Here is a 15,061-nt window from a genome sequence, read left to right on the forward strand (position 1 = left end):
ATTAGGATGCGCATTACCCAGTCGCCTTGGCGATACGCCCGTGGTCAGGTAGTTCATCGCCTGATTCGCCAGGCAGGCGACCTGCACATCCAGCAACGCCATGTCGATGTGCTGACCGGGCCCTCCCTGGTCACGATGCGCCAGAGCAGCGAGAATCGCCGACGTCGAATACAGCCCTGTAAGAATATCCGTCAGCGCCACGCCAACCTTGACCGGTCCCGCACCATCTTCGCCCTCCGCAAGGCCAGTAAGGCTCATCAACCCACCGAGCCCCTGAATCATGAAGTCGTAACCGGCGCGCTTGGCATACGGCCCCGTCTGACCGAACCCAGTAATAGAGCAATAGATGAGCCTTGGGTTTTCTAACTGCAGTGATTCGTAATCCAGGCCGTAAGCCTTCAACCCGCCAACCTTGAAGTTCTCGATGACAATATCGGACTTCGCCGCCAGCTCCCGAACCAACTTCTGACCTTCAGGTTGAGTGAAGTCTATAGTGACGGACTGCTTGTTACGGTTGGCTGACAGGTAGTACGCAGCTTCAGACGTATTTTCTCCACGCGAATCCTTCAGAAAGGGCGGCCCCCAGGCGCGCGTATCGTCGCCATTGCCCGGGCGCTCGATCTTGATTACCTCTGCACCCAGGTCAGCCAGAATCTGCCCTGCCCAAGGGCCAGCGAGCACCCGAGACAAGTCCAGCACACGTAAATGCGATAACGCGCCCATTGCAGGCTCCTTAATAGAAGGCCTGGATGCCGGTCTGGGCACGACCCAGGATGAGCGCATGGACGTCGTGGGTGCCTTCGTAGGTATTGACCACTTCCAGGTTGACCAGATGCCTGGCGATGCCGAACTCATCAGAAATGCCATTACCACCCAACATGTCACGCGCCATACGCGCAATGTCCAAGGACTTGCCGCAAGAGTTGCGCTTCATGATGGAGGTGATTTCGACCGCTGCGGTGCCCTCGTCTTTCATGCGGCCCAGACGCAGGCAGCCTTGAAGCGCCAGCGTGATCTCGGTCTGCATGTCAGCGAGCTTTTTCTGAATCAGCTGATTAGCTGCAAGCGGACGACCAAACTGCTGACGGTCCAGCGTGTATTGACGCGCGGTGTGCCAGCAAAACTCGGCAGCCCCCAAGGCGCCCCAGGAGATGCCATAGCGGGCGGAGTTCAGGCACGTGAAAGGTCCTTTGAGACCACGGACGTCCGGGAAAATGTTCTCTTCCGGCACAAACACGTTGTCCATGACGATCTCGCCGGTAATCGAAGCGCGGAGGCCAACCTTGCCGTGGATCGCCGGAGCCGTCAGGCCTTGCCAGCCTTTTTCCAGTACAAAGCCGCGGATATCGCCAGCGTCATCTTTGCCCCAGACAACGAATACGTCGGCGATGGGGCTGTTGGTGATCCACATTTTGCTACCGGTCAGGCGGTAACCGCCTTCGACGCTCCGCGCACGAGTGATCATCGCGCCCGGATCCGAACCATGATTGGGTTCGGTGAGGCCGAAGCAGCCAATCCACTCACCGGATGCGAGTTTGGGCAGGTACTTCTGTTTTTGCGCTTCAGTGCCGAATTCATTGATTGGCACCATGACCAGGGAGGACTGCACGCTCATCATGGAGCGGTAACCTGAATCGACGCGCTCGACCTCGCGAGCGATCAGGCCGTAACACACGTAGTTCAGACCGCTACCGCCGTACTGCTCCGGGATCGTGGCACCGAGGAGACCTATCTCACCCATCTCGCGGAAGATCGCTGGATCTGTCTTTTCATGCCGGAAGGCTTCAAGTACACGCGGTGCTAGCTTGTCCCTGGCGAACTGCTCGGCGCTGTCGCGAACCATGCGCTCTTCTTCGGTGAGCTGCTGGTCCAGCAACAGGGGGTCGATCCAACTGAAACTTGCCTTGCCGCTCATGATTCTCTCCTCACCAAGATGCGCTTCCGGACTCGCCGGAAAAGTAATGGAGCGAGCCTAGGCCTGGAACCATCAAGGGAGCAAACGACGATTTCGCATCGTCTTGTGCTAATTTCTCACTCCGAAGCACACTGATCAGCAGCCTGTCCGTTCTTCTGAGTGAGGCAAAGGTACATGCGCCGTAAAATCCCAAGCACCACCGCGTTGGTAAGCTTCGAGGCCGCTGCGCGGCACGAGAGCTTCACAAAAGCCGCCGAAGAGCTTTCGCTGACCCAGAGCGCGGTCTGCCGACAGATCGCCAGCCTGGAAGAGTTCTTGAATGTCGGCCTGTTCCGACGCTCACGACGGGGTGTGAAGCTAACAGAGGCGGGCCTTTCCTACAGTCGGCGCATTGCAACGCAACTCGACGCCGTTGAACGTGACACGCTGTCAGTGATGGGTCACCAGGGCGTGAATGTGATCGAACTCGCGGTAGTGCCTACCTTCGGCACGCAATGGCTACTTCCGCGTTTAAAGGATTTTCAGAAGAAACACCCTGACGTCACTGTCAACCTGACGAACCGTACGCGGCCCTTTTTGTTCGCGGATACCGAATTCGACGCAGCGATTTATTTTGGCGATGCTGATTGGTCCGGTACCGAATCTCACAGACTGATGGGCGAGAACCCGATGCCGGTCTGCAGTCCGGCACTGCTTGGGGCACGGCACAGCATTAGCGCTCAAGAGTTGGCCGAGATGCCGCTGCTTCAGCAAACCACCCGGCCCTATGCATGGCGGCAATGGTTCAACTCGCGGGACATGGGCGTGGCCCGCGACATGACAGGTCCTCGTTACGAGCTATTCTCCATGCTCGCGCAGGCAGCCATGCATGACATGGGTGTGGCGCTCATACCACCATTTCTAATTCAGCATGAACTAGCCGAAAAGCGCCTGGTGATTGCCAACCCCCATCAGCTTTCTAGCTCAAAGGCGTATTACTTGATGATTCCAGAGCGCAAAACGGAATCGGCGTCCCTGAAAGCGTTTCGGGACTGGCTGATTCAGCAGGCCGACACTTACTCGCTGCCTTAAACACCCATCTGCGTCTTGAAGACTTAATGTAGTGCGCCTATTTCAAAACCTACAGATATCCTGAATTGTCGCATTGACGACACACGTTTCAGCTCTGGCTTTAACGCTCCAATAGTCATACAAATAGAGCCCTCCAGCCTGTTTTCAGGGCGTTTTATAATTTCGTCGTCGGAAGACCCCTGCGGACTAATAATTCATAAAAGATCAGTTACATCAGACACTTGTGTGATTCAGTGCGTCAATCGGTCACAGGGTGACTTGTAGTACATTTTTCGTTCGCTTACAGAAACCCTTGAAGGCCTCTGACATCCCCTGCAAAATGCCGCGCCCGGCTGCTTTAACGGGTGTAGTGATCGCAATTCCAGCCCTCGGGCCTTAGCGCGCTGGCCTCATTTAAGACAATAAGATCACGCAGGAGATTTGACGTGCACATTGGAGTCCCCCTCGAAACCCAGCTTGGTGAAACCCGGGTCGCCGCCACTCCCGAGACCATCAAAAAGCTCATCGCCCAAGGCCACACAGTGACCGTTCAGAACGGCGCGGGCATTGCAGCGAGCGTGACGGACAGTGCTTACGAGGCAGCAGGTGCACTGATCGGCAGCGCCGCTGATGCGTTCGGCGCTGAACTCATCCTCAAGGTCTCCGCTCCCGGCGACGCCGAGTTGCCGTTGATCAAAAGCGGCACCGTGGTAGTCGGGATGCTTAACCCGTTCAATAACGACATGATCGCCAAGCTGGCCGAACGCGGAATTGCCGCCTTTGCCCTCGAAGCTGCGCCACGCACCTCGCGCGCGCAAAGCCTTGACGTGCTGTCTTCCCAAGCCAACATCGCCGGCTATAAAGCTGTGTTGTTGGCGGCGCATCACTACCCGCGCTTTATGCCGATGCTGATGACTGCGGCCGGTACGGTGAAGGCTGCGCGAGTGCTGATTCTCGGCGCGGGCGTTGCGGGGCTGCAGGCCATCGCCACGGCCAAACGCCTGGGTGCGGTCATTGAGGCCTCGGACGTGCGTCCGGCCGTCAAGGAACAGATCGAGTCGCTAGGGGCCAAGTTCGTTGACGTGCCATACGAAACTGACGAGGAGCGCGAGGCTGCCGTGGGCGTCGGCGGTTACGCCCGCCCGATGCCAGCCAGCTGGATGCAGCGTCAGGCGGTGGCCGTGCATGAGCGCGCCAGGCAGGCGGACATCGTGATTACCACGGCGCTGATCCCTGGTCGCAAGGCACCGGTGCTGTTGAGCGCGGAAACAGTCGCGCAAATGAAGCCCGGTTCGGTGGTGATTGATCTGGCTGCCGCGCAGGGCGGCAACTGCCCGCTTACGGTAGCCGACCAGGTAGTCGTCGAGCACGGCGTGACCATCGTCGGCCACACGAATCTCCCGGCCATGGTTGCGGCGGATGCATCGGCTCTTTATGCCCGCAACCTGCTGGACTTCATGAAGCTGCTTTTCAACCAGGAAGGGCAGTTCCAGATCAACCTCGAAGACGACATCGTTGCCGCGTGCCTTATGTGCCGCGATGGCCAAGTCATCCGCAAGAACGGCTGAGGATAAAATAATGGAAGAGTTCATCTCACCCGGCATCTATAACCTGATCATCTTCGTGCTCGCCATTTACGTCGGCTACCACGTGGTCTGGAACGTGACGCCTGCGCTGCACACGCCCCTGATGGCAGTTACAAACGCCATCTCGGCCATCGTTATCGTCGGCGCGATGCTCGCTGCAGCGCTGACAGTAACGCCACTGGGCAAAATCATGGGCACGCTGGCTGTCGCGCTGGCCGCCGTTAACGTCTTCGGCGGTTTTCTGGTCACCCGGCGCATGCTGGAGATGTTCAAAAAGAAAGCGCCCAAGGTTAAAGACGAGGTGGCCAAGTAATGAGCATGAACCTCGTCACATTGCTGTACCTCGTCTCGGCGATCTGCTTCATCCAGGCGCTGAAGGGCTTGTCTCACCCGACCACGTCGCGTCGAGGCAACCTGTTCGGCATGCTCGGCATGGGTCTGGCTGTTTTAACTACGATCGGACTGGTCTTCAAACTGGCCGCGTTGTCCACGGGCGGTGCCAGCGCAGGGATTGGCTATATCCTGATCGGTCTGCTGGTCGGCGGCACTGCCGGTTCGATCATGGCAAAGCGCGTCGAAATGACCAAGATGCCGGAACTGGTCGCCTTCATGCACAGCATGATCGGTCTCGCCGCCGTATTCATCGCCATTGCTGCCGTGGTCGAGCCACAGTCGCTGGGCATTGTTCACCACTTGGGTGATCCGATTCCGGCGGGCAATCGTCTGGAGTTGTTCCTTGGCGCAGCTATTGGTGCGATCACCTTCTCCGGCTCCGTCATCGCTTTCGGCAAGCTGTCTGGCAAATACAAATTCCGCCTGTTCCAGGGCGCACCGGTGCAATTTGCCGGTCAGCACAAACTCAATCTGATTTTGGGCCTTGCGACGTTGCTGTTCGGCGTCACGTTCATGCTGACGGGTAGCCTGTTCGCGTTCAGCATTATGCTGATCCTCGCATTCGTGATTGGCGTGCTGCTGATTATCCCGATTGGTGGCGCAGACATGCCAGTTGTGGTGTCGATGCTCAACAGTTACTCAGGCTGGGCAGCGGCGGGCATTGGCTTCTCGCTGAACAACTCGATGCTGATCATCGCCGGTTCCCTGGTCGGCTCTTCCGGCGCGATTCTGTCGTACATCATGTGCAAGGCGATGAACCGCTCGTTCTTCAACGTGATCGGTGGCGGTTTCGGTGGCGCAGCAGATGCCGGTGCTGCGAGCGGCACCAAGGAAGCCCGGCCGGTCAAATCCGGATCAGCTGACGATGCGACCTTCCTGCTGACCAACGCCGACACTGTAATCATCGTGCCGGGTTACGGGCTGGCGGTCGCTCGAGCGCAGCACGCGCTGAAAGAGCTGACCGAAAAGCTGACCCACGCGGGCGTCACGGTGAAGTACGCGATCCACCCGGTGGCCGGCCGGATGCCGGGGCACATGAACGTCCTGCTGGCGGAGGCCGAGGTGCCTTACGACCAGGTGTTCGAGATGGAGGACATCAACTCCGAGTTCGGTCAGGCCGACGTCGTTCTGGTGCTGGGCGCCAATGATGTGGTCAATCCGGCGGCCAAGAACGATCCCAAATCACCGATTGCCGGCATGCCGATCCTCGAGGCGTACAAGGCCAAGACCATCATCGTCAATAAGCGCTCCATGGCCAGCGGCTATGCAGGCCTGGATAACGAGCTGTTCTATCTGGACAAAACCATGATGGTCTTTGGTGACGCCAAAAAGGTCATCGAGGACATGGTCAAAGCGATCGAATAACGGTTGCAACCCGCGATAAAACAACCCTCGGCGCAGGTGATGGCCGAGGGTTTTTTACACCCCGGGTAAAAGTGTTTCTCGCGCAGAAGCGCTAATTAGAGCCTTTAGTGCGACCTTGGTAGCGGGACGAACACACTTCAAATCTCTAGACTTCGCTCACGCATCTTTGTCATGAGATTAAACAACATGCACCGTGAACGAATCCGTCTGCCCTCGCTGATGAGCAAGATAATGAGCGCGGCCGACGCCGCTTCCTTGATCAAGGACGGCATGACCGTTGGCATGAGCGGCTTCACCCGCGCAGGCGAAGCCAAAGCCGTACCCCAGGCGCTGGCTGAACGCGCCAAAACAGTTCCGCTGAAGATCAGCCTGATGACGGGCGCAAGCCTGGGCAACGATCTGGACAAGCAACTGACCGAAGCGGGCGTGCTGTCCCGCCGCATGCCTTTCCAGGTAGACAGCACCCTGCGCAAGGCCATCAACGACGGCACCGTGATGTTCATTGACCAGCATCTGTCGGACACCGTCGAGCAACTGCGCAATCGCCAGATCAAGGCCGTGGATATCGCCGTGATTGAATGCGTGGCGATCACCGAAGAAGGGCACCTGGTGCTCAGCACGTCAGTCGGTAACTCGGCGAGCTTCGCCATTCTTGCCCAGCACGTGATCATCGAGATCAACCTCGCCCAGCCCCTTGAGCTCGAAGGGCTGCATGACATCTATATACCCACTTACCGGCCGACGCGGCTGCCGATCCCGGTGCTTAAGACCGATACCCGAATCGGCAGTCAGGCCGTGAAGATAGATCCGGCCAAGATCGTCGGCATCGTGATCAGCAATCAACCCGACTCGCCGTCGTCGGTATTGCCGGCAGACACCGACACTCAGGCTATCGCGGGCCATTTGGTTGAGTTCTTCAAGAACGAAGTGCGGCTGAACCGCCTGACCAATCAGCTGATGCCGTTGCAGGCCGGGGTAGGCACGATCGCCAATGCCGTCATGACAGGGCTGATCGATTCGCCCTTTCACGGCATGACCATGTATTCGGAAGTACTGCAGGACTCGACGTTCGACCTGTTCGAAGCGGGCAAGCTGGATTTTGCCTCGGGCTGCTCCATGACGCTGTCCGAGCGCAAGCACGCTGCGGTCTACGACAATCTGGAGCAGTACAGATCCAGACTGTTACTACGCCCTCAGGAAATTTCGAACCATCCAGAGGTCGTCCGCCGCCTGGGCATCATCGGGATCAACACCGCTCTGGAGTTCGACCTGTACGGAAACGTCAACTCCACCCATGTGGGTGGGACACGGATGATGAACGGGATAGGCGGCTCGGGGGATTTCGCGCGTAATGCCCATCTTGCTATTTTCGTGACCAAATCCATTGCCAAATCCGGGGCGATCTCAAGCGTCGTGCCTATGGTCAGCCATGTAGACCATACTGAACACGACGTGGACATTCTGGTCACCGAGATCGGACTGGCAGACCTGCGAGGCCTGGCACCCCGCGAACGCGCCCGGGTCATCATCGACAACTGCGTGCACCCAGCTTACCGCGAGGCGCTGAATGACTACTTCCGCCGCGCCTGTGCAATTGGTGGTCACACCCCACATGTATTGCGGGATGCACTCAGCTGGCACCTAAACCTGGAAGAAACGGGACACATGTTGGCGATTTGAAAATACAGTTTGTCAGTGGAGGCAACCTTTCGTCGTCACAGCTCGCAGACTGAACGCAAATCCTGCAAAAACTGTACTGCTGTACGGGTTATTTCGGGTAGGCCAAACGGGAAATGACTGGCGCAATCATCCAAAAAGCACACTTATGGTGCAGACCCGTACAGTTGCCCCACTTCTGAACAAAACAGTGGTGTTTAACAGTTAACTGGAGCAGCACAATACAAATGAACTGTGTCTAGAGAGAGGAGGGCAATGAGAGGAATATTGTCACCAATCAAGTCACTCTCTAATCCCGCCACAAGCGGAAGGAAGAAGCATCATGGAACGCACCGTCAGTTCCGAACTGTTCTACGAAGACACCGCAAAAACCGCACAAGCCTCGTTGCCGCTGCGCATGTTCGCCAACCTGATGCTCTGGCAGCGTCGTCTGTCCAGCCGCCATCAACTGGCTCGTCTGGATGCACGTTTGCTGGCTGACGCCGGTATCAGCGAATCCCAGCGTTACGAAGAGCTGAGCAAGCCGTTCTGGCGCTAATGTAGCGTCTGCTGGTCCCAGGCAAAGCGCCTCTCGCCAGCAACCCGAATTGTTCAAACGAAGCCCGTCAGCAGGTTACTGCTGGCGGGCTTTGTCGTTTCAGGCCAGCGTGTAGTTTGGCAAGCAAAACCAGTACAGTTTTGATTTATTTCACGCAATACCCATACAGACCAATGTTTCCGGACAATTTCAGCAGTAATGGTCAGCACGTCGGCTGCTTGCGTAAGGCGAGGATGGTTAGCGGGCTCGCTTATAAGCTAATCTTGCGCCACCTTGACCACGCACTCGCGAGACAGCTAAGGCTGAGCTTCCGATTTAAGCGTCAGTGGTTTTCGAATCCCGTTATTTTGGAGTGCCTGTATGTCTCGCGTTCGCCTGTTCAGTGCCGCTTTCCTGCTCGTTGCTGCCACTGGAGCCCAGGCTTCCAGTTTCGTGGTCACTACCGACACCATCGTCCGTGCGCTTGATGCATCGTCCAATGCCACGTCTAAGATTTCATCCTCCTTCCATGACGACAAGATCGTCCTGGCCGCCCGCGACGACGCAGCAAGCTTCGTTGCCAGCGAAGGCGAGATCCGTGGCGTGAAGCTCCAAGGCGCGTTGCAACACATCCGCGAGGTTGCGCCAAGCCTGCAAGCGTCGGACGCGCAACTCGCGCAGGCGATTCTTGCCATCTGATTCAGTATCGCGACAGGTTTCTCCCGCTTACGCCCGGGTCTTTGCACTAGCTCTGACCCGGGTGTTGCGCTAGCCTTGCGACTCGTTTCGCAGAACCTGAACAGCCCTGAATAGCCATGCATTCGTTGTCTCGCCTAGTGCTTGCCGTCATCGCCACCTTGAGTATTTCCACTCAGGTTCTGGCGTTCGACGTGACCACACAAAGCCTGGTCAAAACCGGATACGCCACCAGCCAGGTGACGACCGGGCCTTTCGATAGCAAGTTGATAATTGCCGCCCAGGATGATGCTGCCGTGTTTGTTGCCAGTGACGGCCAACTGAGAGGAGCACGACTGGAATCGGCGCTGGCATACCTGCGTCAATCCCGCCCGAAACTTCATGCAAGCGACCTTGAACTGGCGCAGGCAATCCTCGTCCAATAGTCACTTTTTTGTAACTTCCGTATTTTGGAGACGTTCCATGCGTACCCCGTTGATCGCTGCCGCCCTCGGCCTGCTCTTGCTGACTGATATGACACAGGCACAAACCCTGAAGGCCACCAGTAACATCGTCGTTCGCGCCCTAGGCCGCAGCATCGATTTCACCTCCGACACCACCTCATCCGTACGCAACTGGAAACTCGTACTCGAAGCGCGCGACGACGCTGCCAGCTATGTCGCGAGCAACGGCGATATCCATGGCGCACTGCTCGACGCCGCTTTCATGACGCTGCGCGACCGCCTGCCCGAGGCCCGCAACGCCAGTGACCAGGACCTCGCCGAGGCCATCCTCGCACTGTGAAACGCCTCGCTGTCTGGCTGCTGACGTCGGCGCTGTCGCTGATTTGCACGGGCGCCTTCGCCGATCTCAGGCTGTCGTTGCATACCGGCGGGCTCAGTCCTGCGCAACAGAAGGCCAGCCAGACATTGCTCGACGAAGCGATGGCGCACCTGCCGCCACTTTTCGTCAGCAAGCTCGATCGCAGGGTCGAAGTGCATTGGACCGATGACATGCCGTCCAATGCCTACGGCCGTGCAGACGGCCCTTACCGGCTGGACCTGAATCAGCACTTGCTCGCCGGCCTGACCGATGGCAGCGCCGCAACAACCCAAACCAATCGTCCTCACGGCACCGTGCGCGAAGAAATGCTCGCCACGGTTCTGCATGAGCTGACTCATATTTATGATCACGCGCAGCTCTGGTCCCCTGAAGACCGCAAGCTGATCGTTGCATGTACCCGGCAGGGCAAGAGTGTGGGAAAGGTTGGCCTGCGTGACAGCTGCCGGGGGCAGACCGACCGACGCTTCACGTTAAGTGATGATCCCCGCCTTCTGGATCTAGCGGGATGGCCACAGTACGTCGGCCGCCGCGGTGACAGGGAAGAGCGTAACGGCCAGGTTGCGCGCAGTCCGGACATCTACGAAATCAGCAGCCCGCTGGAATTCGTTGCGGTGAACATGGAGTACTTCCTCCTCGATCCGGCCTATGCCTGTCGCCGTCCGGCACTGTACGACTATTTCAAGGCTCGGTTCGACTGGGCGCCCGCGACGAAAGATCAGTGCCCGACGTCCTATCCTTACCTCAACGCCGGGAACGACTTTGCCCGAGAGCCACTGGGCAAGCTCGACCCCGAACGTGTGTACGAAGTCGATTACCTGCTGGCCGAGGCCAACCAGAATCTGGCGAGCCGGTGGGGCCATAGCATGCTTCGGCTGGTGATATGCAAGCCTGGTCGGCCGCGTGGCCCGGACTGTCGGCTGGATCTGGATCAGCACCTGGTGCTGTCGTATCGCGCCTTCGTCAACGACCTGCAGCTGTCCAGCTGGAGTGGCTTGACCGGCAAGTATCCCTCGCGCCTGTTTGTCCTGCCGCTGGGTCAGGTGATCGATGAGTACACCAAGACCGAACTGCGCGGCCTGGCCTCTGTCCCGCTGAAACTGTCCCGAGAGGAGATCAACGGTCTGGTTCAGCACGCTGCCGAGATGCACTGGGCCTATGACGGGGATTACTGGTTCCTGTCCAACAACTGCGCGGTGGAAAACCTTAAGCTGCTGCGCAGTGGCACTAACGATCCGCGGCTTGTCGGGCTGGACAGCATCATGCCCAACGGGCTGCTGGAAGTCCTCAAGGGCAGAGGACTGGCGGACACCAGCGTGCTGGACGATCCGAAGAAAGCGCTGCGCATGGGCTACCGCTTCGACTCGTACCGTGACCGTTATCAGGCGATGTTCGATGTGCTGCGCAAGACCACCAGCGTCAAGCAGACCACGGTTGAGGATTGGCTGGCACTGACGCCCCAAGAGCGACGCCCTTACTTCGCAAATGCTGATTTGCGCACCAGCGCTGCGATGTTGCTGCTGGAACAGGCCGGGCTCCGTCGTCAGTTATTGCTCGCGCAGGATGAGGTCAAGCAGCGCTACCTCAGTGCTGTGGAGCAGAAGGACAACGGCGTCTCCAGGGCGACCGGCACGCTGCAGGACATTCTCGCCAACAGCGGATTCCTGAGTCGACCCGCAGAATTGCTCGGCAGCGGCGGCTACGGTCTGCCGCAGGAAGGCGAGTGGAAGCGCTTGGAGGACGAGAGCAGCCAGCGGCAGAAACAGCTTCAGCGGCTCAGCGGCGATCTGGACAAAGAGGTGAGGGCGCTGCTCGATCCCGACCGCGCCGCCGGGATCGCTGCGACCGAAGACAACCTCAAGCAGGTCGGTGAGCACCTGCGGGCGCTGCACAAGGCAGCAGGCGGGTTGGAGCTACCTTGATCGCTGCGCTGCTGTGCGCCCCTAAATGACTCAGGCAGTTTCCCCAGGCTCACCTGGCAGATGCTCGTCGAGGTGCAGCCAGGGCAGGCGGCTGTCGGTCCAGATGTGTCGATTGGCAGGCGTCAGCTCCGGATGATCAAGGGTGGCAATGGTCACATCCATGGTCTCCGGGCTGTTCCGGCTGAAAAGCGCGACCTGCGCCCCACAGTTATTGCAGAAATACCGCACGCACGTCGGGCCTGAATCATAGGTAGTCGGACTTCCGGCCAGCCATTTAAAAGCCTCGACGGGGACGCTGGTCCACGTCACGACGATTCCACCTGACGTGCGCCGACAAATCGAACAGTGGCAGTGGGCAACGTCATCCACGGGGCCATCGAGCTGGTAACGCAGATTGCCGCAATGGCATCCGCCGGTCTGCAATTCACTCATGAGCACTCTCCCGGTTATGTATGGGTCTGACCGCATCCTTAGGTCGATAACTCAACCTCCCGCTCGTTAACTTGAGAAGTGCAACGAAAGCTGGCTGAAAGCTTCCCCGTTTAGCATCACCTCACCGCCGGCGACAGACCGGTCGGCCAGGACGAACGCGCTTGACGTTCTCCGGCCCATCTACAACAACAATTAGGTGATTTCCGATGCTTGCATGTGCCCTGCAGTACCCCCTTCGTAATCCCCGACTCCACGCGCCGCTCGTTTTGAGCTGATCGATTCGTCTCGTCCGTTCCCCGCCGCGTAACGCTGGAGTATTGCTATGTTGACCTTCCTCGGCTTCGCCATGGTCGTCGCCTTCATGTACCTGATCATGAGCAAGCGCCTGTCCGCGCTGATTGCCTTGATCATTGTCCCTATCGTTTTTGCCTTATTCGGTGGCTTCGCCTCGGAAATCGGCCCAATGATGCTTGCGGGCATCACCAAGCTAGCGCCAACCGGCGTGATGCTAATGTTCGCCATCCTTTATTTCGCACTGATGATCGACTCCGGGCTGTTCGACCCGGCCGTGCGCAAGATCCTCAAGCTGGTGAAAGGCGACCCGGTCAAAGTGTCGGTCGGTACGGCTGTGCTGGCGCTGGTTGTCTCGCTGGACGGTGACGGCGCCACGACGTACATGATCTGCGTGGCCGCCATGCTGCCGCTGTACAGCCGTCTGGGCATGAGCCCGCGCATCATGGCCGGCTTGATCATTCTGGCCGGCGGCGTGATGAACATGACCCCATGGGGCGGCCCGACCGCGCGTGCGGCGAGCGCCCTGCATGTCGATCCATCCGACATCTTCGTGCCAATGATTCCCGCGATGCTGGCAGGCGTTGTGGCGATTCTGGTGATCGCCTACTTCTACGGCAAACGCGAGCGTGCGCGCCTGGGCGAACTGCAACTGCCCGGTGACGAAGGCGATCACAGCGACATCAGCGTTTCGCAGTTTCCTGAAGCCCGCCGCCCCAAGCTGATCTGGTTCAACGCCGCACTGACGCTGGTGCTGATGGTAACGCTGATCATGGGCCTGCTGCCGCTGCCGGTGCTGTTCATGATTGCATTCAGTATCGCCATGATCGTCAACTATCCGTGCCTGCAAGCACAGAAAGACCGTGTAGCGGCCCACGCCGGCAGCGTGCTGGCAGTGGTCGGACTGATTTTTGCTGCGGGGATTTTTACCGGTATCCTGTCCGGCACCGGAATGGTCGACGCGATGTCGAAGAGCCTGCTGGCCGTGATTCCTGAAGCGATGGGCCCTTATCTGGCCGTGATCACTGCAGTTGTCAGCATGCCGTTCACTTTCTTCATGTCCAACGACGCGTTCTACTATGGTGTGCTGCCAGTGCTGGCCGAAGCCGCTTCGCATTACGGCATCAGCCCGGTGGAAATGGCACGTGCCTCGATCGTCGGCCAGCCCGTCCACCTGTTGAGTCCGTTGGTGCCGTCGACGTATCTGCTGGTGGCACTGGCGGGCATCGAGTTTGGAGATCACCAGCGCTTTACCCTCAAATGGGCCGTGCTGGTGTGTGTGTGCATTCTGATCGCTGCGCTGCTGATGGGAATTTTCCCGCTCTACAGCAGCCTATAACGCAACTCAACGCTCCCTCTGGCGTAACTGTGCCGGAGGGAAAACGAACGCTCAAAGGAATACGTAATGGAATGGCTGACCAACCCTGAGATCTGGGTTGCTTTCTTCACGCTGACCGCCCTGGAAATCGTGCTGGGTATCGACAACATCATCATGATCTCGATCCTGGTCAGCCGCATGCCCAAGGCGATGCAGCCACGCACCCGCATCTTCGGGCTGGCGCTGGCAATGGTGACGCGGATTCTGCTGCTGCTGTCGATCACCTGGGTCATGCGCCTCACCGACGACCTGTTCGTGGTCCTCGGCCAGGGCATTTCCGGACGCGACCTGATTCTGTTCTTCGGTGGTCTGTTTCTGTTGTGGAAGAGCTCGCAAGAGATCTACCACGGCATGGAGGGCGAGGAAGAATCGCTGGACGAGCCGAAAGGCAAGGGCGGCATGTTTCTGTACACCATCCTTCAGATTGCAATCATCGACATCGTATTCTCGCTGGATTCGGTCATTACTGCCGTGGGTATGGTTTCCCACGTACCGGTGATGGTCGCGGCGATCATCGTGGCGGTGCTGATCATGATGCTGTGCGCGGGCGTCATCAGCGACTTCATCGAGAAGCACCCGTCGCTGAAGATGCTGGCGCTGTCGTTCCTGATCGTCGTCGGCACCGTGCTGATTGCCGAGTCGTTCGATGTGCATGTGCCGAAGGGCTACGTCTACTTCGCCATGGCGTTCTCGCTGGCGGTTGAGGCGATCAACATCAAAATGCGCACGTCGATGGCGAAGAAGCGCAAGATGCAGGACCCGGTGAAACTGCACAAGGACGTGCCGGGCCAGTAACGTCCGCTGCGCAGACGTGATGAAAAACGGGGCCCTTCGAGTGCCCCGTTTTTTATCGGTGCGAATCAACGAGCGACCTTCAAATACCTGATTTATGACAGATTTGTTTCAAGAAATAATCCGCTGTGCCATGCTGGCATTAAGGCCACAGGCCGACTAAAGCTTTAGTTGAGCGCGCTGTTCGATGCACCTCAAGCGCTTACGCTCGCTACACGCTGGACCTTT

General features: G+C 58.4%; 15 protein-coding genes (1 of these 15 cut by a window edge). 12 read left to right on the plus strand and 3 right to left on the minus strand.

Annotated elements, in window-relative coordinates; all coding sequences use genetic code 11:
* Both FX982_RS06930 and FX982_RS06935 read right to left on the minus strand, forming a co-directional pair.
* On the minus strand, window positions 1–723 hold the 5' portion of the coding sequence (locus FX982_RS06930) for a CaiB/BaiF CoA transferase family protein (protein WP_172610112.1). It extends 498 nt beyond the left edge of the window; the window shows 723 of its 1,221 coding nt (coding positions 1–723); the start codon lies at window positions 721–723; its stop codon lies beyond the left edge, outside the window.
* A gap of 10 nt (window positions 724–733) precedes the next feature.
* Window positions 734–1,915 carry an acyl-CoA dehydrogenase gene (locus FX982_RS06935; RefSeq protein ID WP_122534346.1) on the minus strand — a complete coding sequence of 394 codons (1,182 nt, stop codon included), beginning with the start codon at window positions 1,913–1,915 and terminating at the stop codon, window positions 734–736.
* Window positions 1,916–2,089: 174 nt separating this feature from the next.
* On the opposite strand from FX982_RS06935, the gene FX982_RS06940 reads away from it, so the two are divergent.
* The 10 genes from FX982_RS06940 to FX982_RS06985 all read left to right on the plus strand — a co-directional run bounded on the left by FX982_RS06940 (window position 2,090) and on the right by FX982_RS06985 (window position 11,940).
* Complete coding sequence (locus FX982_RS06940) at window positions 2,090–2,986, plus strand: LysR family transcriptional regulator (protein WP_172610113.1); 897 nt, start codon at window positions 2,090–2,092, stop codon at window positions 2,984–2,986.
* Between the two features lie 425 nt (window positions 2,987–3,411).
* A complete protein-coding gene (locus FX982_RS06945) occupies window positions 3,412–4,533 on the plus strand; it encodes a Re/Si-specific NAD(P)(+) transhydrogenase subunit alpha (protein WP_172610114.1) in 1,122 nt (373 codons plus the stop codon).
* A 10-nt stretch (window positions 4,534–4,543) separates the two neighbouring features.
* Entirely contained in the window at window positions 4,544–4,864 is a 321-nt protein-coding gene (locus FX982_RS06950) for an NAD(P) transhydrogenase subunit alpha (protein ID WP_108121310.1), read from the plus strand.
* Window positions 4,864–6,309, plus strand: a complete 1,446-nt coding sequence (locus tag FX982_RS06955) for an NAD(P)(+) transhydrogenase (Re/Si-specific) subunit beta (RefSeq protein ID WP_172610115.1) — start codon at window positions 4,864–4,866, stop codon at window positions 6,307–6,309. The genes FX982_RS06950 and FX982_RS06955 overlap by 1 nt, the downstream gene beginning before the upstream one ends.
* A gap of 186 nt (window positions 6,310–6,495) precedes the next feature.
* Window positions 6,496–7,989 carry an acetyl-CoA hydrolase/transferase family protein gene (locus FX982_RS06960; RefSeq protein ID WP_172610116.1) on the plus strand — a complete coding sequence of 498 codons (1,494 nt, stop codon included), beginning with the start codon at window positions 6,496–6,498 and terminating at the stop codon, window positions 7,987–7,989.
* A gap of 319 nt (window positions 7,990–8,308) precedes the next feature.
* A complete protein-coding gene (locus FX982_RS06965) occupies window positions 8,309–8,524 on the plus strand; it encodes a DUF1127 domain-containing protein (RefSeq protein ID WP_093466716.1) in 216 nt (71 codons plus the stop codon).
* A gap of 360 nt (window positions 8,525–8,884) precedes the next feature.
* Window positions 8,885–9,202, plus strand: coding sequence for a DUF2388 domain-containing protein (locus tag FX982_RS06970; protein ID WP_172610117.1), 318 nt, complete (start codon window positions 8,885–8,887; stop codon window positions 9,200–9,202).
* Window positions 9,203–9,318: 116 nt separating this feature from the next.
* Complete coding sequence (locus tag FX982_RS06975) at window positions 9,319–9,624, plus strand: DUF2388 domain-containing protein (protein WP_172610118.1); 306 nt, start codon at window positions 9,319–9,321, stop codon at window positions 9,622–9,624.
* Window positions 9,625–9,661: 37 nt separating this feature from the next.
* On the plus strand, window positions 9,662–9,982 hold the full coding sequence (locus FX982_RS06980; RefSeq protein ID WP_172610119.1) for a DUF2388 domain-containing protein: 321 nt from the start codon (window positions 9,662–9,664) through the stop codon (window positions 9,980–9,982).
* A complete protein-coding gene (locus tag FX982_RS06985; RefSeq protein WP_172610120.1) occupies window positions 9,979–11,940 on the plus strand; it encodes a DUF7844 domain-containing protein in 1,962 nt (653 codons plus the stop codon). Before FX982_RS06980 ends, FX982_RS06985 begins: the two co-directional genes overlap by 4 nt.
* Window positions 11,941–11,970: 30 nt before the next feature.
* Here the strand turns inward: FX982_RS06985 and FX982_RS06990 are convergent, their stop codons facing one another.
* Window positions 11,971–12,372 carry a GFA family protein gene (locus tag FX982_RS06990; RefSeq protein ID WP_172610121.1) on the minus strand — a complete coding sequence of 134 codons (402 nt, stop codon included), beginning with the start codon at window positions 12,370–12,372 and terminating at the stop codon, window positions 11,971–11,973.
* 322 nt (window positions 12,373–12,694) lie between these two features.
* On the opposite strand from FX982_RS06990, the gene FX982_RS06995 reads away from it, so the two are divergent.
* Together FX982_RS06995 and FX982_RS07000 are read left to right on the plus strand one after the other, a co-directional pair.
* Window positions 12,695–14,002, plus strand: a complete 1,308-nt coding sequence (locus FX982_RS06995) for a CitMHS family transporter (protein ID WP_172610122.1) — start codon at window positions 12,695–12,697, stop codon at window positions 14,000–14,002.
* Between the two features lie 66 nt (window positions 14,003–14,068).
* Window positions 14,069–14,836, plus strand: coding sequence for a TerC family protein (locus FX982_RS07000; protein WP_122534335.1), 768 nt, complete (start codon window positions 14,069–14,071; stop codon window positions 14,834–14,836).
* Window positions 14,837–15,061: the final 225 nt, after the last annotated feature.

It is taken from the genome of Pseudomonas graminis (assembly GCF_013201545.1).
In the GTDB taxonomy this organism is placed as follows: Bacteria; Pseudomonadota; Gammaproteobacteria; order Pseudomonadales; family Pseudomonadaceae; genus Aquipseudomonas.